Consider the following 17,061-nt stretch of genomic DNA (forward strand, 5'->3'; position numbering starts at 1 on the left):
GGCGCCGTGACCACCGTCCGTCTGCCGCTCTTTCCGCTGAACTCGGTGCTGTTCCCGGGGCTCGTGCTGCCGCTGAACGTCTTCGAGGAGCGCTATCGCGCCATGATGCGCGCGCTGTTGAAGACTCCCGAGGAGGAGCCGCGCCGCTTCGCCGTCGTCGCCATCCGCGACGGCCACGAGGTCGCGCCGAGCGCCCCGGGCATGCCCGACCCCACGGCCGAGCCCGACCGGGGGCCGGCCGCCGGCTTCGGCCCCGACCCGCTCAAGGCCCTCCACGGGGTGGGCTGTGTGGCGGACGCGGCGACCATCCGGGAGCGGTCCGACGGCACCTTCGAGGTCCTGGCGACGGGCACGACGCGCGTCCGCCTGCTGTCCGTGGACGCGTCCGGCCCGTTCCTGACCGCCGAGCTGGAGGAGCTGCCGGAGGAGCCCGGGGACGAGGCGGGCGCGCTGGCCGAGGGCGTGCTGCGCTCCTTCCGCCAGTACCAGAAGCGGCTGGCGGGCGCCCGTGAGCGCTCGCTGTCCACCGGTACGGACCTGCCGGACGACCCGGGTGTGGTGTCGTACCTGGTGGCCGCCGCGATGGTGCACGACACGCCGACCAAGCAACGGCTGCTCCAGGCCCCGGACACCGCCTCCCGGCTCCGGGACGAGCTGAAACTCCTTCGCGCGGAGACGTCCATCATCCGTAGTCTGCCGTCGTTGCCCGCGTTCGAGCTGACGCGGACGCCGACGAGTCTGAACTGAGGGAAACCCGGCACCCTTATGGCGAAGAAGTCGAAGAAGCAGCAGTCCGGGGGCACGCCCGCGACGGTGGCCCTGACGGCGGCGGGCGTGGACTTCACGGTCCACGCCTACGACCACGACCCGTCCCACCCCTCCTACGGCGAGGAGGCGGCGCAGGCGATGGGCGTCTCCCCCGACCGCGTCTTCAAGACCCTGGTGGCCGACGTCGACGGCTCCCTGGTGGTCGGTGTGGTCCCGGTGGCCGGCTCGCTGGATCTGAAGGCCCTGGCGACGGCGGTGGGCGGCAAGCGGGCGGCCATGGCCGACCCGGCCCTCGCCGAACGCACCACGGGCTACGTCCGCGGCGGCATCTCCCCGCTCGGCCAGCGCAAGAGGCTCCCCACGGTCATTGACGACTCGGCGGAGTCCCACGCCACGATCTGCGTCTCGGCGGGCCGCCGGGGCCTGGAGGTCGAGCTGGCACCGGGCGACCTGGCGAAACTGACGGAGGCGGTGCTGGCGCCGATCGGCCGCGGCTGACCCGTCCGCCGGCCAGCCGGCCCGAGTGGTGGCGCAGAACCACGCCCCGGGGCCCCTGACCGGGACAACTCCGGGTCACCCGCACAGGCGCCCACCTGTTCGCCTGCCGGCCGACTCAGACGGGCGGCCGACGGAGGGGCACGGACCCGGGAGTCCTGCGCGGGCCCTGGGCGGGCGCCCACCTGTTCACCTGCCGGCCGACTCAGACGGACGGACGGCGGAGGGGCGCGGGCCCGGGGGTCCTGCGCGAGCCCTGGGCGGGCGGCCACCTGTTCGCCTGCCGGCCGACTCAGACGGACGGACGGCGGAGGGGCACGGCCCCGGGGGTCCTGCGCGAGCCCTGGGCGGGCGCCCACCTGTTCGCCTGTCCACCTGTCACCGGCCCAGACGGTCGCGGCCGGGTTCCCAAGAGACAGCCCCGGGGCACTTCGGCGAGCCGCCGGGGGCTGGAGGCCGAGCGGGCGCCGGGTGACCTGGCGAGCCTTCTAGCGACCTGGCGGAACCGACGGAGGCGGTGCCGGTGCGGATCGGACACGGCTGACCCGGGCGCCGACCCGTTCGCCTGCCGGCCGGGCCAGACGGGTCCCGGCCGGGTCCCCAGGCGGCAACCCCGGACCACTTCGGCGGGTCGCCGGGGGCTGGAGGCCGAGCCGGCGCCGGGTGACCTCGCGAGCCTCCTAGCGACCTGGCGGAACTGACGGAGGCGGTGCCGGCCTCGATCAGACGCGGCTGACCCGGGCGCCGACCCGTTCGCCTGCCAGCCGGGCCAGACGGGTCGCGGCCGGGTCCCCAGGCGGCAGCCCGGGACCACTTCGGCAGACCGTCGGGGACCGGAAGTCGGGCCGACGCGGGCGACCCGGCGGAACTGACGGAGGCGATGCCGGCGCCGATCGGACGCGGCTGGCCCAGACGGGTCGTGGAGGGGCGCGGTCCAAGGGTCCTAGTGGCAGCAACCCTGGGTCACCAGGGCAGGCGCCCGCCCGTCACCGGCCCGGCCGGGAGTTCCCGGACGGCAGCCCCGGACCACTTCGGCGGGCCGCCGGGGCCCGGATGCCGGGCCGGCGCCGGGTGACCCGGCGAAGCTGACGGAGGCGGTGCCGGTGCGGATCGGACGCCCGTCCCGTTCGCCTGAGGGGCGCAGGCCAGGGGGCGGAGCCCCGGGTCAGGGGACCTCGGGGTCCCGGGGGGCGAACAGCGCGGTCAGTCCGAGGTGCGCCAGCAGACCCGCCAACGGCCACGCCAGCAGCGCCCCCTTCGCCGACAGCTTCAGCGGTGCCGGGAACGTCACCCCCTTGCCCACGGCCCGCGCGTGCGCCAGCACGTCGGACTCGGGTCCCAGCCACACCCCGAGCCGCCAGGCCAGCAGCGACCCGAGCAGCCCGCCGAGGCCGAGGGCCACCACGAGCGGCACACCGCCGCGCCGCCGCAGCAGGAACACCACCACGGCACTGACCAGCCCGAAGGCGAGCCCCAGCAGGGTGAACGTTCCGTCAACCCCGATCGCCTGCTCGCCCTCGCTGTCCTTGACGTAGACGACCCAGTTCTTGCCGACCTCGTCAGCGATCAGCGGCACGTGCGGCGCCAGCCACCACCACAGCAGTCCCAGCAGCACTCCGCCGAGCACCATCGCCACCGTGATCACGGCGGCCTCCCGCAGTTCCGTCTTCATCCCGGGGCCGTCCTGTTCGTACGCGCCCGCGTCCGGCGTCCCGGCGGGCGGCGGCGCCTGCCAGACCTGGTGCGGGGAGTTCTCGTGCGGCGGAGGAGGCGGAGTCAGCGGTGCGGTCACCCGACCATCGTGCCAGGTCGCGCTGTGGGCCGCGTCACCGGACGGCGGCCCTGCGGTACGCCCAGGCCGCCACGGCCAGCGAGACCACGCCGACACCCGCGCACACCCCCAGGTCAGCGAGGACGACGGCCCAGTCGGGGTCCGCGGTGAAGGTCCGCGCGTACGCCTCCACGCCATAGGTCGACGGCAGCAGGTCACGGGCCAGCCGTACGGCCTCCGGCATCCGGTCGGCCGGCAGCACGCCCAGCAGCAGCGCCGCCGACATGCCCAGCTGGCCCAGCAGCGTGGCCAGCTCCGGCCGGGGCGCGAGCAGCCCGCAGGCGGCGCCCAGCCCGGCCAGCGCGGCCCCGGCGAGCGGGATGACGGCCACCAGGATCCACAGGTTGGACAGCGGCAGCCCGAACAGCACACAGCCGAAGACGGCCGTCACCAAGGTCCCCGGCACGGTGAAGGAGGCGTAGGCCGCCGCCGCGCCCAGCACCACGGCCGCCGGCGGCACCGGCAGCGTGGCGTAGTGGTCGAGCCCGCCGCTGGCCCGCAAGTGCCCGAAGTACTGCGACAGCAGGTTCAGCGCGACGTACGCGACGACCAGCACGGAGGACCCGGCCACCACGGACTGGGCCTCGTGGCCGCTGTCGACGACACCGCGCATCATCACGGTGATGCCGATGGACTGGAAGGTGGCCACGAACAGCAGCGGGATCCGCGCCACCCGGGCCCGGGACAGCTGCGCCCGGTAGACGGCCACCAGCGACGGCCACAGCCGCGCGGACGGCCCGAGCTCGGCCGCGCCGGCCGCCGCGTCCGGTACGGTCCGGGCACCGCCCGGCAGAACCTCGGCGGGTACGACACTCACGACGGGCTGCTCCTCTTCCCTACGGCAGTCGCCACGGCGGGCCTGCTCACCCCGGCGGTCGTCCTCGCCGCGGCGGTCACGCGGACCCGTACGCATTCCATGGCCGGTGCGCTCATGCCTTCACCAGCCCCTGCCGGGCCGCGCCGCCCAGCGCAAGGTAGACGTCCTCCAGGCTGGGCGTGGCGAGCGTGAAGTCGTCCAGCGCGGCGAAGGCGGCCCCGCCGGTCACCGTGGCGACGACGGCGCGGGCCTCCTCGGGCGCGAGCCGGAGCGTCCAGCGCCGGCCGGACTCCACGGCCCGCTCGCGCAGCACGGCCACCTCGGGCACCTCCAGTGGCGCCCGCTCCCGCCACACCAGCTCCACCCGCACCTCGCCGGCGACCCGCGCCTTGAGTCCGGCGGGGGTGTCGCAGGCGATGACCCGGCCCTGGTCGAGCACGGCGACCCGGTCCAGCACCGTCTCGGCCTCGATGACGTTGTGGGTGACCAGCAGCACGGTCGTACCGCGCTCGGCACGCCGTCGGTCCACGGCCGCCCAGACCGCGCGCCGGGCCACCGGGTCCATGCCGGTGGTCGGCTCGTCCAGCACGAGCAGCGGCCGTTCCCCGACGAGCGCGGCGGCGAAGCAGGCGAGCCGCCGCTGACCGCCGGACAGCTTCTTCAGCGCCCGTCCGGCGATCGGGGTCAGCCCCAGTTCCTCCAGCACGGCGTCCCGCTCCGCCCGCGCCCGCCGGACGTCCAGGCCGCGCAGGCGCCCGGTGGTCTCGGCGGCGAGGGAGACGGTCAGCTCGTCCAGGGCGGTGGACTCCTGGCCCAGGTAGGCGAGGAGCCGGGCGGCCCGTTCGGGATGGCGCACGATGTCGTGGCCGAGTATCTCGACGCTGCCGGTGTCCGGCCGCAGCAGCCCGGTGAGCTGCCGCACGAGGGTGGACTTCCCGGCACCGTTGGGGCCGAGCAGTCCGAAGACCTCCCCGCGCCGCACGTCCAGTTCGACTCCGTCGGTGGCCCGCACCTCGGGGGTGGCCGGGGCGCCCCGCCGGCCCTTGACGGCCGGGTAGGTCTTGCCGAGCCCGCGCGCGCGTACGACCTCGTCGTACCGAAGTGCCTGTCCCGCGCGCGTGCTCACAAAGGACGAGCCTACGGGGTCCGGGGCCTTTACTCGCCCTTGGGGGGCGGCTCCGGCGTTCAGTCCGCGGCGGGCGCGTGCTGTTCGGCCGCCGCCGGGACGTCGATCTCCCGCCAGAACCCCGCCCGAATGGCGTAACGGTCGTGCTCGTCGATCTGGTCGTCCTTGTGCGCGAGCAGCCCGAACCGCGCCGCGTACCGCAGCAGCTCCCCGTCGATCCGGTGCGGGATGCGCGGGTACATCTGCGACAGCCGCTGCAGATGGCCCTGGTCGCCGAGCCGGGACATCCAGCGGCGGGCGAAGACCTGCCCGACCTCGTACGGATCGCCGCCGACGGTGGTGATGTCCTCCTCCCGGTCGGCCCACCGCTGTTCGGCGGTGGTGAGCTGGGCCAGCGTCGGCATGGAGGCGACCTCGGCGGGTTCGGCCACCGCGCCCGGCCGGTCGACCCAGCCCTTGTCGGAGGACCAGCGCAGGGTCGCGGTCGCCGGGTGCTGCACGGACTGGGCGCCGGGCGCGCGCAGCGCGGCCAGGTCCTTGGGGGTGGGGACGCCCTTGGGTGCGCTCACCCGCTCCTGGGCGCCGTTCTCTGCCGCGGCCGGCGGGTGGGCGGGCTGTTCGGCGGGCCGCTCGGCCGCGGTGCCGAGCGCGGACTCGGGCAGCGGCGCGGAGAGGATCGCGGCGATCTCGGGGCGGGGCGCGGGCTGCGGGGCGCAGACGCCGGTCAGCTCCTTGGCGCGGACGGCCTGGGTGATCCAGGCCCGGTCCAGCACGCGCCGCTCGTCGGCCTCGGCGACCAGGTCCTCGGACTGGTTGTAGTCGCCGTCGGCGGCCTGGACGGCCCACAGGTGGACGGCGACTCCGTGCTCCTTGGCGGCCATCATGCCGGGCAGCAGATCGCCGTCGCCGGTGACGAGGACGACGTCGGAGCAGGCGCGGTTGCGGGCCAGCTCCGTCAGTTCGGCGTGCATGGCGGCGTCGACGCCCTTCTGCGCCCAGCGTCCGTCACTGCGGGTGAGGGCGCCGAGGCGGACGGTGACCCGGGGCATCACGCGCAGCCGGCGATGCTCCGGCTGGGGGACCCGGTCGGGGGCGCCGTCGAACCAGTAGATGCGCAGCAGGGGGCGCTCGGTGTCCGACTCCGCGCGTTCCCGCAGCGCCTGGATCAGCGCGGCGTGGTCGACGGTGATCCGGGACCGCGAGGGCTCGCCGGCGAGGAGGCTGGCGGCGGCACCCAGCAGGTACCCGGCGTCCACCAGGACGATGCAGCGGTCCACGCGACTCACCCTCTTCCCGGGAGGTTTTGCTTCGGACTTCCTTCGAGTCTGCCCGACCACGCGGGGGTTAACGGCCCGAACTCGATCTTCGGCGTGGCGTTTGCGGTTCCGGTACGCCCACCAGCCCTGTCACACACGGTAATTATCCGACATGCGCTTGATGTCAGCGTATGTGAATCTGGTCCCGGCCCTGGCCCCTAGATCCCCCACAGGAGGCATCACCATGGCCAAGAACAAGAACCGCAAGCAGTCCGGCCCGCAGAACCGCGCTTCGCAGTCCGAGCACGCGCAGCGTCCGCAGGCGGAGGAGCACGAGCCGCCCATGGCGCACGCCCCGGGCAGCCCTTCGGAGGCCGCGCGCAAGAAGCAGAAGAGCTTCGGCCACAACTAAAGGGCAGTTGAAGCCCGGGCACACGTGAGGGGCGCACCCGTCGAGGGTGCGCCCCTTCGCTTCGGTGTCTTCCGCCGGGCGTCAGCCGGCCAGGCAGGACGGGCCGAGCAGCACCTTCAGGTCGCCGAACAGCGCCGGGTCGGGCTTGACCCGGTGCCGGTCCAGGCGGAGCACGGTGGTCTTGCGCGGGCCCTGGAGCCTGATCCGGACCTCGCTGTCGCCCTTGTGGTGGCTGAGGATCTCGCCGAGGCGGCTGACCATCGGCGGGGTCACCTTCACGGCCGGGATGGTGAGCACCACGGGCGCGTTGGTGCCCGCGTTGGACAGGTCCGGGACCATCAGCTCCATGGCGACCAGCCGGGGCACGTCCTCGCGTTTGTCGAGGCGGCCCTTGACGAACACCACGGCGTCCTCCACGAGTTGCGTGGACACCAGCTGGTAGGTGGCCGGGAAGAACATGCACTCGATGGAGCCCGCCAGGTCCTCGACGGTGGCGATGGCCCAGGCGTTGCCCTGCTTGGTCATCTTGCGCTGGAGGCCGGAGATGATGCCGCCGATGGTCACCACCGAGCCGTCCGCGTAGTCACCGCCGGTGAGCTGGGCGATGCCCGCGTCCGCCTTGTCGGAGAGCACGTGCTCCAGGCCGAAGAGGGGGTGGTCGGAGACGTACAGGCCGAGCATCTCCCGCTCCTGGGCGAGCAGATAGGTCTTGTCCCACTCGTCGTCGGTGAACTCGACATCGAGGCCGAAGCCGGGCTGGTCGCTGGTCTCCTCGCCCATGCCGCCGAAGAGGTCGAACTGGCCCTCGGCCTCCTTGCGCTTGACCGCGACCACGTTGTCGATCATCGGCTCGTACTGGGCCGTGAGGCCCTTGCGGGTGTGGCCCATCGAGTCGAAGGCGCCGGCCTTGATCAGCGATTCGGTGGTGCGCTTGTTGCAGACCACCGCGTCGACCTTGTCGAGGTAGTCGGGGAAGGAGGCGTACTTCCCCTTCGCCTTGCGGCACTTGATGATCGACTCGACGACGTTGGTGCCGACGTTGCGGACGGCGGACAGGCCGAAGAGGATCACGTCGTCGCCCTGGGCGGCGAAGTTGGCCTCGGACTCGTTGACGTTCGGCGGGAGCACCCGGATGCCCATGCGGCGGCACTCGTTGAGGTAGACCGCCGACTTGTCCTTGTCGTCCTTGACCGAGGTGAGCAGGGCGGCCATGTACTCGGCGGGGTGGTTCGCCTTCAGGTACGCCGTCCAGTACGACACCAGGCCGTACGCGGCGGAGTGCGCCTTGTTGAACGCGTAGCCGGCGAAGGGGACCAGCACGTCCCAGAGCGCCTGGATGGCCTCGTCGCTGTAGCCGTTCTTGCGGGCGCCGGCCTGGAAGATGACGAAGTTCTTCTCCAGTTCCTCCGGCTTCTTCTTGCCCATCACACGGCGGAGGATGTCGGCCTCGCCGAGCGAGTAGCCCGCGATGATCTGGGCGGCCTTCTGCACCTGCTCCTGGTAGACGATCAGGCCGTAGGTGACGTCCAGGACCTCCGTGAGCGGCGCCTCCAGCTCGGGGTGGATCGGCGTGATCTCCTGCTGCCCGTTCTTGCGCAGCGCGTAGTTCGTGTGGGAGTTCATGCCCATCGGGCCCGGCCGGTACAGGGCCGACACGGCGGAGATGTCCTCGAAGTTGTCCGGCTTCATCAGCCGCAGCAGGGACCGCATGGGGCCGCCGTCGAACTGGAAGACGCCGAGGGTGTCGCCGCGCTGGAGCAGCTCGAAGGTGGTCGGGTCGTCGAGCGGGAGGCTCAGGAGGTCGATGTCGATCCCCTTGTTGGCCTTCACCATCTTGACGGCGTCGTCCATGATCGTGAGGTTGCGCAGGCCCAGGAAGTCCATCTTCAGCAGGCCGAGCGACTCACAGCTCGGGTAGTCCCACTGGGTGATGGTCACGCCGTCGGTGTGCCTCACCCAGACCGGGACGTGCTCGGTGATGGTCTCGCTGGACATGATCACGCCGGCGGCGTGCACGCCCATCTGCCGGACCAGGCCCTCCACACCGCGCGCGGTGTCGATGACCTTCTTCACGTCCGGCTCGTTCTCGTACATCCCGCGGACCTCGCCCGCCTCCGAGTAGCGCGGATGGCTGGGGTCGGTGATGCCGGACAGCGGGATGCCCTTGCCGAGGACGTCGGCGGGCATGGCCTTGGTGATGCGGTCGCCCATCGCGTACGGGTAGCCCAGCACGCGCGCGGAGTCCTTGATCGCGTTCTTGGCCTTGATGGTGCCGTAGGTGCCGATCATGGCGACCTTGTCGGCGCCGTACTTCTCCGTCACGTACCGGATCACCTCGACGCGCCGGCGCTCGTCGAAGTCGATGTCGACATCGGGCATCGAGATGCGCTCGGGGTTGAGGAACCGCTCGAAGATCAGGCCGTGCGGGATCGGGTCGAGGTCGGTGATGCCGAGCGCGTAGGCGACGATCGAGCCGGCCGCGGAGCCCCGGCCGGGGCCGACCGCGATGCCCTGCCGCTTGGCCCACATGATGAAGTCGGCGACCACGAGGAAGTAGCCCGGGAACCCCATCTGGATGATGACGTCCATCTCGTACTCGGCCTGCTTCTGGCGGTCCTCGGGAATCCCGCCCGGGAAGCGGCGCTCCATGCCGCGGCGGACCTCCTCCTGGAACCAGGTGACCTCGGTGTAGCCCTCGGGGATGTCGAACTTGGGCATCAGGTCGCGCTTCTCGAACATGCCGGTGGTGTCCACCATCTCGGCGACGAGGAGCGTGTTGGCGCAGCCCTCCTGCCAGGCGTCCGAGGAGTCGATGGCGTACATCTCGTCCGTGGACTTCAGGTAGTAGCCGGTGCCGTCGAACTTGAAGCGGTCGGGGTCGGAGAGGTTCTTGCCGGTCTGGATGCACAGCAGGGCGTCGTGGGCGCCGGCCTCGTGCGCGTACGTGTAGTGGGAGTCGTTGGTGACCAGGGGCGGGATGCCGAGCTTCTTGCCGATCTCGAGCAGGCCCTCGCGGACCCGGCGCTCGATCTCGATCCCGTGGTCCATCAGCTCCAGGAAGTACCTGTCCTTGCCGAAGATGTCCTGGTAGTCCGCCGCGGCCTTGAGTGCCTCGTCGAAGTGGCCGAGGCGCAGCCGGGTCTGCACCTCGCCGGAGGGGCAGCCGGTGGAGGCGACGATGCCCTCGGACCACTGGGCGATGGTCTCCTTGTCCATCCGGGGCCACTTCTGCAGCCAGCCCTCGGCGTAGGCGTCGGAGGAGAGCCGGAAGAGGTTGTGCAGGCCGGTCCTGTTCACGGCCCACATCGTCTTGTGGGTGTAACCACCCGAACCGGAGATGTCGTCCCTCTTCTGGTGCGGCTGGCCCCAGAGGATCTTGCGCTTGTTCCGCCGGGACTCGGGGGCGACATACGCCTCGATCCCGATGATCGGGGTGATTCCGGCCTTCTTCGCGGAGTGGAAGAAGTCGTACGCCCCGTGGAGGTTGCCGTGGTCGGACATGGCGATGTGCGTCATGCCCATCTCGTTGCACGCGTTGAACATGTCCTTCAGCCGCGCGGCACCGTCCAGCAGCGAGTACTGGGTGTGGACGTGCAGGTGCGTGAAGGGCGGCTTTGACACGGTGAGTCCTCCGGGGGAAACACTCGGCGACGGGCTGGCGGACGGTTCTGGGGTCAGCGTCGAAGTCTATGCCGCGCCACTGACACCGGGATGAAGACGCGGCGCGAAGCGCCTCGATCAAGGGTGGCGACCGGGCGACGGGCGGGCACCTACGCGTACCTTCGTGCGTTGGGTACGGCAGAGACGCTGTCGTACAGGTAACGCACCAGGAGGCACCCCGCGATGTCGGTCCCCCAGCTCGACGAGGAGCAGCGCGGCGAGGAGATCCTCGCCGTCTTCGACACCGCCTTCGGCCGGCTCCTGGCCGCCGACCCGGCCGCGTTCCGGGTGAAGTTCCGCAAGATGGCGGCCTCGGCCTTCGCGTTCTACCGGGGCACGGCGGCCCTCTTCTACCACGACCTCGACGCCGAGAAGCGCGGCGGGCCGTACCTGGACGAGCGCACCTCGCGCGTGTGGATCCACGGCGATCTGCACGCCGAGAACTTCGGCACGTACATGGACTCCAACGGCCGCCTGGTCTTCAACGTCAACGACTTCGACGAGGCCTACGTCGGCCCGTTCACCTGGGACCTGAAGCGCTTCGCGGCGTCGGTCGCGCTCCTCGGGTACGCGAAGGCGCTCAGCGACGCGCAGATCACCGAGCTGGTGACGGTCTACGCCGCCGCCTACCGCGAGCGCATCCACGCCCTGGCCACCGGCGCCAAGCGGGACGAGGTGCCGCCGTTCACGCTGGACACCGCGCAGGGCCCGCTGCTGGACGCGCTGCGTGACGCCCGCTCGCTGACCCGGTTCGGCCTGCTGGACTCGATGACCGAGATCCGCGACTTCGAGCGCCGCTTCGCACCGGGCGGCGGCTCCGTCGAGCTGGACGCGGCCACCCGCTACAAGGTCCTGGCGGCCTTCGACGGCTACCTGGAGACGCTGCCGGACTCCTCCCTGGCCCGCCCGGACTCCTACCGGGTGAAGGACGTCGTGGGCCGCCGGGGCATCGGTATCGGCTCGGCCGGCCTGCCGTCGTACAACATCCTCCTGGAGGGCCACAGCGACGCCCTGGAGAACGATGTCGTGATCTACATCAAGCAGGCCCAGACCCCGGCCGTCTCCCGGCACATCACGGATCCGGCCATCGCGGAGTACTTCCGGCACGAGGGCCACCGCACGGTGATCTCCCAGCGCGCCCTGCAGGCGCACGCCGACCCGTGGCTCGGCTGGACCGAGCTGGACGGCGCCGGCCAGCTGGTCGCCGAGGTCTCGCCGTACGCCGTGGACCTGGACTGGGGCGACATCGACGACCCGGAGGAGATCGCGGCCGTCGTCGCCGACCTGGGCCGGGCCACCGCGACCATGCACGCGGCGGCGGACGACACCTCCGGCGAGTCCCTGGTGCCGTTCTCCACCGAGCGGGCCATCGACGCGGCGCTCGCGGCCGACGAGGAGGGCTTCGCTCCGCTGCTGGTGGACTTCGCGCACGGCTACGGCGCACGCGCGCGTGCCGATCACCAGATCTTCGTCGACCTGTTCCGCAACGGCCGGATTCCGGGGCTGTAACCTTCGCGGATTCACAGGCACTCTTTAGGGGTCCCTTACCCGCGTACGTGACAGACTCTCCTTTCGCTATGGACATATCCGGGATCCAGCTCAGAGCCGTGCGCGCGGCGCTGTTCACGGCCTTCGTCGTGACGCTGAGCACCGCGTCGCACGTGCTGCTGTCCCGTGCTCCGCTGCCGCTGGCGACCGTGGGCGCCGTCGCCGCCGGGGTGTTCGTCACCGCGTACGCGCTGGCGGGCGGTGAGCGCGGCTTCGGCCGGATCGCGGCCCTGCTGGTGCCGCTGGAACTGGCCGCCGACACGGTGTTCACCACCGGCCAGGACACCTGCTACGGCCGGGCGGGCGGCCCGGTCGCCGGTCCGCTGCGGGCGGTCGGCCTGGACGTGCTGTGCCAGGGCCGGGTCGGCACCCCGCTGACCGGGATGACCGGCGCTCCCGGCCATGCCGGGGCGGTGCTCGCCCACGCCAGCCCGGCCGCCGCCTGGCTGCTGCTCGCCGCGCACATCGGCGTGGGGCTGCTCGCCGCCGCCTGGCTGCGCCGGGGCGAGCGCGCACTGACCCAGCTGCTGCGGGCGGTCGCCGCGACCACGTTCCGGCCGCTGCTGCTGGCGGTGGCCGCGGTCGCCGCACGGCCGCGGCCGTCCCGCCGGCTGCCCCGCCCGGCCCCGCGCCGCGCCGCCGCCCGCGACCGGCTCCTCACGCACTCCCTGGGACGGCGTGGACCGCCGTGCTCACCGGCATTCGCCTGAGCACCAGCAGTCCCCCACACGTATCCCGCGTACGTCCTGTGCGCGTCCCACATGGAGATCACCAGTATGAGCAAGCGGAACAGCCAGGCGGAGAAGACGGCGGCCCGGGAGCGGCTGCGCCAGGAGCGCGAGCGGCAGGCCAAGCGGGACAAGGCCAGGCGGCAGCTCATCGTGGCCGCCTCGGTCGTGGCCGTCCTGGCCGCGGCCGGCGGCATCGGCTACGCCGTCGTGCAGAACAACAAGCCCGCCTACTGGGAGGCCGCGAAGGACGACAAGCTCGTCAAGCCGGCCAACACCACGGGCACGGACGGTACGACGGTCGTCATCGGCAAGAGCAGCGCCAAGAAGACGCTGGTCATGTACGAGGACCCGCGCTGCCCGGTCTGCGCCGACTTCGAGCAGACGGTCGGCCCGACCGTCAAGAAGGACCTCGACGCAGGCAAGTTCAAGATCCAGTACGTCGGTGCCACCTTCCTCGACAAGAACCTGACCGGCGAGGGCTCCAAGAACGCGCTCAGCGCCCTGGGCGCCGCGCTCAACGTCAGCCCCGAGGCGTTCCTGGAGTACAAGACCGCGATGTACTCCAAGAAGTGGCACCCCGAGGAGACCACCGACAAGTTCAAGGACGACGGCTACCTGATCGAGATCGCCGACACCGTCCCCGCGCTGAAGGGCAACACGGCGTTCCAGAAGGCCGTGAAGGACGGCACCTACGACCGGTGGGCGCTGGAGGAGTCCAAGATCTTCGACAAGGACGGCATCTCGGGCACCCCGACCCTGAAGATGGACGGCAAGACGCTGACGGGCTCCGACGGCAAGAACGCGCCCATGTCGGTCGCCGAGTTCAACACCGCGCTGGAGGCGGCTCTCAAGGGCTGACCCGGCCATCAGCCGAAGAGCGGGCGAACTTTCGCGAGTTCGCCCGCTCTCGCGCGTACCGATCAGTAACCTGATCGTCCGTGACCAGTCGATACAGATCATCCGAGACCTCCCAGGGCCTGCCTCCGCTCCCGCCCCGCCGCCGTACGGTCGTCAAGGCCGCGGCGGCGACCGCTGTCCTGGCCGGCCCGCTGGCCGTCGCGGCCTCGGCCCGCGCCGCCACGGACACCCCCGCCTTCCTGCACGGTGTCGCCTCCGGCGACCCGCTGCCCGACGGCGTGCTGCTGTGGACCCGGGTGACCCCGGTCCCCGAGGCGATACCGGGTTCGGGGCTCGGCCCGGACACCGAGGTCAGCTGGGCCGTCGCCAGGGACAAGGCGTTCACCGCCATCGTCGCCAAGGGCTCCACCACCGCCACGGCCGCCTCCGACCACACCGTGAAGGCCGACATCCGCGGCCTGGAGCCGGCCACCGACTACTGGTTCCGCTTCTCGGCCGGCGGCACCGACTCCCCGGTGGCGCGCACCCGCACCGCGCCGGCGGCGGACGCGGACGTCTCCTCCCTGCGCTTCGGCGTGGTCTCCTGCGCCAACTGGGAGGCCGGCTACTTCTCCGCCTACCGCCACCTCGCGGCCCGCAACGACCTGGACGCCTGGCTGCACCTCGGCGACTACATCTACGAGTACAAGTCCGGCGAGTACGGAACCCGGGGCCAGGTCGTCCGCCCGCACGCGCCCGCCCACGAGATCCTCACCCTCGCCGACTACCGGATCCGGCACGCCAGGTACAAGACCGACCCCGACCTCCAGGCCCTGCACCTGAAGGCGCCGGTCATCGCGATCTGGGACGACCACGAGTTCGCCGACAACGCCTGGTCCGGCGGCGCCGTCAACCACACCGAGGGCGCCGAGGGCACCTGGGCGGCCCGTCAGGCGGCGGCGAAGCAGGCCTACTTCGAGTGGATGCCGGTCCGCCCGGCCGTCGCCGGCACCACCTACCGCCGGCTGCGCTTCGGCAAGCTCGCCGACCTCTCCCTGCTGGACCTGCGTTCCTTCCGCTCCCAGCAGGCGTCCACGGCCAGCGGCTCGGTGGACGACCCGGACCGCACGCTCACCGGGCGCGCCCAGCTCGACTGGCTGAAGGCCGGTCTGAAGGCCTCCGACACCAGGTGGCGGCTGGTCGGCAACTCGGTGATGATCTCGCCCTTCTCCTTCGGCTCGCTCTCCGCCGACCTGTTCAAGCCGCTCGCCAAGCTGCTCGGGCTGCCGCAGGAGGGCATCGCCGCCAACACCGACCAGTGGGACGGCTACACCGACGACCGCCGCGAACTGCTGGCCCACCTGCGCTCCAACGCCATCGGCAACACCGTCTTCCTGACCGGTGACATCCACATGGCGTGGGCCAACGACGTCCCGGTGGACGCGGGCACCTACCCGCTGTCGGCGTCGGCGGCCACCGAGTTCGTGGTGACCTCGGTGACCTCGGACAACCTGGACGACATCGTGAAGGTGCCCGAGGGCACGGTCTCCGCGGTCGCCGCGCCGGTCATCAAGGCCGCCAACCGGCACGTCCACTGGGTGGACACCGACCGGCACGGCTACGGCGTGCTCGACATCACAGCCGACCGCGCGCAGATGGACTACTACGTGCTGTCCGACCGCACCGACGCCGACGCCACCTCCAGCTGGGTGCGTTCCTACCGCACCCGCAGCGGCACGCAGAAGGTCGAGCGGGCCTACGACCCGGTGTGACCGCCCCGGCGTGACCGCTCAGCCGAGCGATTCGAGGAAGCCGAGCGCCACCCGCCAGGTGGCCTCGGCGGCCTCCGCGTCGTAGTCCGGCAGCTCGGGGTCGGTGTACAGGTGCCCGGCCCCGGCGTACCGGTACACCTCCACATCGGCGCCCGCCCGGCCCATCTGCAGGTACCAGGCGCTCAGCCAGTCGTCCGTCTCGAACGGGTCCGGCTCCGCCACGTGCAGCTGCACCGGCAGTTCGTCCACCTGCGCGTTCGGCGCGATGTCCGACGTGCCGTGCAGGAGCAGCAGCCCGCGCGCCTTGGCGTCGCCGAGGGCCAGGGTCTGGGCGACGGAGGCACCGAGCGAGAACCCCGCGTACACCAGCCCCCGGTCCGAGTACGGCGCCGCCGCCAGCACGGCCCGCTTGAGCAGTTCCTCCTTGCCGATCCGCTCCTTGAACTCCATGCCCTCCTCGGCGGTGCCGAACGTGCGTCCCTCGAAGAGGTCCGGCGTCCACACCTCGTGGCCCGCCGCGCGCAGCCGGTCCGCGGCCTCGCGCACCGCGGGCCTGAGCCCGTAGGTCGAGTGAAAGAGCATGATGTTCATGAGGCCATGGTGCCAGCCGGCCACGGCAGTGCCGGTGCCGCACTACCCAGGAACGCGCCGAACTCACATGTTCATGCCCTCCGTGCGCCGGTTAGGAGCGGAGGCATGGAGAACGTACTCCGTCCACTGATCGTGCTCGGCGGCACGGTGCTGCTGACCCTGGCCATCGGCTGGGGCACCGACCGGCTGCTGGGCAAGGCCGACCAACGCGACCACGGCAACCCCCTGTGGGGGCTGCTGCGCCGTGCCCGCATCCCCTACCAGCTCGTCCTGTGCAGCGCCCTGCTGCGCGGGTCGTACGACCAGGCGAAGCTGCTGGAGCGGCACCAGGTCGGCGTCGGCCGGACGCTGACGCTGGTGCTGATCGGCTCGGTTGCCTGGCTGGTGATCCGGATCGCCGCGGCGATCGTCGAGACCACCTACTCCCGCTATGCCCGCGTTCACCGCGACGCGGCCCGCGTGCGCCGGGTGCGCACGCAGGTGGAGCTGATCATGCGGGTGGTGTCGGCGATCGTCATCGTCGTGGCCGCCTCGTCGATGCTGCTGACGTTCCCGGCGATGCGCGCGGCGGGCGCCTCCCTGCTGGCCTCGGCGGGCATCATCGCCGCCATCGCCGGTGTCGCCGCCCAGTCGACGCTTTCCAACATGTTCGCCGGGCTCCAGATCGCCTTCGGCGACATGGTGCGCATCGGCGACACCGTCGTGGTCGACGGCGAGTGGGGCACGGTGGAGGAGATCACCCTGACCTTCCTGACCGTACGGACCTGGGACGAGCGCCGGATCACCATGCCGGTGTCGTACTTCACCTCCAAACCCTTCGAGAACTGGTCCCGCGGCACCCCGCAGATGACCGGGATCGTCTACTGGCATCTCGACCACAGCGCGCCGATCGAGGCGATGCGCGAGAAGCTGCGGGACATCCTGCGCGCCTGCTCGGCCTGGGACGGCCGCGCGTGCAACCTCCAGGTGACGGACACCACACCGAACACCATCCAGGTGCGCGCGCTGGTGACGGCGAAGGACGCCGACGACATCTGGACGGTGCGGGTCGCGGTCCGCGAGCAGATGATCAGCTGGCTGTCGGCGGAGCACCCCTACGCGCTGCCCCGGGTGAACACCGCGGATTCGGTGCTGCCGCCGTCCCGTGTCCCGTCCCCCGACCGCGCGTCCCTGCGCCGGGCCTACGAGTTCCCGCGCACCGGCCGGGGCTGACCGGG

General features: G+C 71.8%; 14 protein-coding genes. 8 read left to right on the plus strand and 6 right to left on the minus strand.

The features are described 5' to 3' along the window. The first annotated feature begins 6 nt into the window (after positions 1–6). On the plus strand, positions 7–747 hold the full coding sequence (locus AB0947_RS18660) for an LON peptidase substrate-binding domain-containing protein (protein ID WP_366751409.1): 741 nt from the start codon (positions 7–9) through the stop codon (positions 745–747). Between the two features lie 18 nt (positions 748–765). Next, on the plus strand, positions 766–1,266 hold the full coding sequence (gene ybaK / locus AB0947_RS18665) for a Cys-tRNA(Pro) deacylase (RefSeq protein WP_366751410.1): 501 nt from the start codon (positions 766–768) through the stop codon (positions 1,264–1,266). 1,162 nt (positions 1,267–2,428) lie between these two features. Here the strand turns inward: ybaK and AB0947_RS18670 are convergent. From AB0947_RS18670 to AB0947_RS18685, 4 genes are all read right to left on the minus strand, one after another. Continuing rightward, entirely contained in the window at positions 2,429–3,055 is a 627-nt protein-coding gene (locus tag AB0947_RS18670; RefSeq protein ID WP_366751411.1) for an AAA family ATPase, read from the minus strand. A 34-nt stretch (positions 3,056–3,089) separates the two neighbouring features. Further along, positions 3,090–3,911 carry an ABC transporter permease gene (locus AB0947_RS18675; RefSeq protein ID WP_366751412.1) on the minus strand — a complete coding sequence of 274 codons (822 nt, stop codon included), beginning with the start codon at positions 3,909–3,911 and terminating at the stop codon, positions 3,090–3,092. A 112-nt stretch (positions 3,912–4,023) separates the two neighbouring features. Continuing rightward, positions 4,024–5,037 carry an ABC transporter ATP-binding protein gene (locus AB0947_RS18680; protein ID WP_366751413.1) on the minus strand — a complete coding sequence of 338 codons (1,014 nt, stop codon included), beginning with the start codon at positions 5,035–5,037 and terminating at the stop codon, positions 4,024–4,026. Between the two features lie 59 nt (positions 5,038–5,096). Further along, positions 5,097–6,314: an NYN domain-containing protein gene (locus AB0947_RS18685; protein ID WP_366751414.1), complete on the minus strand. Its 1,218-nt coding sequence runs from the start codon at positions 6,312–6,314 to the stop codon at positions 5,097–5,099. A 223-nt stretch (positions 6,315–6,537) separates the two neighbouring features. Here AB0947_RS18685 and AB0947_RS18690 point away from each other — a divergent pair, with 223 nt between their 5' ends. Continuing rightward, the gene (locus tag AB0947_RS18690; RefSeq protein ID WP_171157207.1) at positions 6,538–6,705 is read left to right on the plus strand and encodes a hypothetical protein; all 168 of its coding nucleotides are present in this window, start codon (positions 6,538–6,540) and stop codon (positions 6,703–6,705) included. An 81-nt stretch (positions 6,706–6,786) separates the two neighbouring features. On the opposite strand, the gene dnaE is transcribed toward AB0947_RS18690, so the two are convergent. Continuing rightward, positions 6,787–10,326: a DNA polymerase III subunit alpha gene (gene dnaE / locus AB0947_RS18695; RefSeq protein ID WP_366751415.1), complete on the minus strand. Its 3,540-nt coding sequence runs from the start codon at positions 10,324–10,326 to the stop codon at positions 6,787–6,789. A 222-nt stretch (positions 10,327–10,548) separates the two neighbouring features. Between dnaE and AB0947_RS18700 the strand changes: the two genes are divergently transcribed. The 4 genes from AB0947_RS18700 to AB0947_RS18715 all read left to right on the plus strand — a co-directional run bounded on the left by AB0947_RS18700 (position 10,549) and on the right by AB0947_RS18715 (position 15,253). Beyond that, the gene (locus tag AB0947_RS18700; protein WP_366751416.1) at positions 10,549–11,874 is read left to right on the plus strand and encodes a DUF2252 domain-containing protein; all 1,326 of its coding nucleotides are present in this window, start codon (positions 10,549–10,551) and stop codon (positions 11,872–11,874) included. A gap of 68 nt (positions 11,875–11,942) precedes the next feature. Further along, positions 11,943–12,623: a hypothetical protein gene (locus AB0947_RS18705; protein ID WP_366751417.1), complete on the plus strand. Its 681-nt coding sequence runs from the start codon at positions 11,943–11,945 to the stop codon at positions 12,621–12,623. A 66-nt stretch (positions 12,624–12,689) separates the two neighbouring features. Next, complete coding sequence (locus AB0947_RS18710; RefSeq protein ID WP_366751418.1) at positions 12,690–13,502, plus strand: thioredoxin domain-containing protein; 813 nt, start codon at positions 12,690–12,692, stop codon at positions 13,500–13,502. A gap of 80 nt (positions 13,503–13,582) precedes the next feature. After that, positions 13,583–15,253 (plus strand): alkaline phosphatase D family protein, encoded by a 1,671-nt coding sequence (locus tag AB0947_RS18715; protein WP_366751419.1) that lies wholly within the window; start codon positions 13,583–13,585, stop codon positions 15,251–15,253. Positions 15,254–15,271: 18 nt separating this feature from the next. On the opposite strand, the gene AB0947_RS18720 is transcribed toward AB0947_RS18715, so the two are convergent. Further along, positions 15,272–15,844 (minus strand): dienelactone hydrolase family protein, encoded by a 573-nt coding sequence (locus AB0947_RS18720; RefSeq protein ID WP_366751420.1) that lies wholly within the window; start codon positions 15,842–15,844, stop codon positions 15,272–15,274. A 105-nt stretch (positions 15,845–15,949) separates the two neighbouring features. Here AB0947_RS18720 and AB0947_RS18725 point away from each other — a divergent pair, with 105 nt between their 5' ends. Next, positions 15,950–17,056 (plus strand): mechanosensitive ion channel domain-containing protein, encoded by a 1,107-nt coding sequence (locus AB0947_RS18725; RefSeq protein ID WP_366751421.1) that lies wholly within the window; start codon positions 15,950–15,952, stop codon positions 17,054–17,056. The last annotated feature ends 5 nt before the right edge of the window (positions 17,057–17,061 follow it).

The sequence above is a fragment of the Streptomyces sp. NPDC047841 genome, from assembly GCF_040704085.1.
Lineage (GTDB): Bacteria > Actinomycetota > Actinomycetes > Streptomycetales > Streptomycetaceae > Streptomyces > Streptomyces argyrophylli.

Bases quoted from the DNA above. Each gene is read 5' to 3' on its own strand.
- ybaK (WP_366751410.1), top strand. From the start codon at position 766: ATGGCGAAGAAGTCGAAGAAGCAGCAGTCCGGGGGCACGCCCGCGACG.
- AB0947_RS18690 (WP_171157207.1), top strand. From the start codon at position 6,538: ATGGCCAAGAACAAGAACCGCAAGCAGTCCGGCCCGCAGAACCGCGCT.
- AB0947_RS18700 (WP_366751416.1), top strand. From the start codon at position 10,549: ATGTCGGTCCCCCAGCTCGACGAGGAGCAGCGCGGCGAGGAGATCCTC.
- AB0947_RS18705 (WP_366751417.1), top strand. From the start codon at position 11,943: ATGGACATATCCGGGATCCAGCTCAGAGCCGTGCGCGCGGCGCTGTTC.
- AB0947_RS18710 (WP_366751418.1), top strand. From the start codon at position 12,690: ATGAGCAAGCGGAACAGCCAGGCGGAGAAGACGGCGGCCCGGGAGCGG.
- AB0947_RS18720 (WP_366751420.1), bottom strand. From the start codon at position 15,844: ATGAACATCATGCTCTTTCACTCGACCTACGGGCTCAGGCCCGCGGTG.
- AB0947_RS18725 (WP_366751421.1), top strand. From the start codon at position 15,950: ATGGAGAACGTACTCCGTCCACTGATCGTGCTCGGCGGCACGGTGCTG.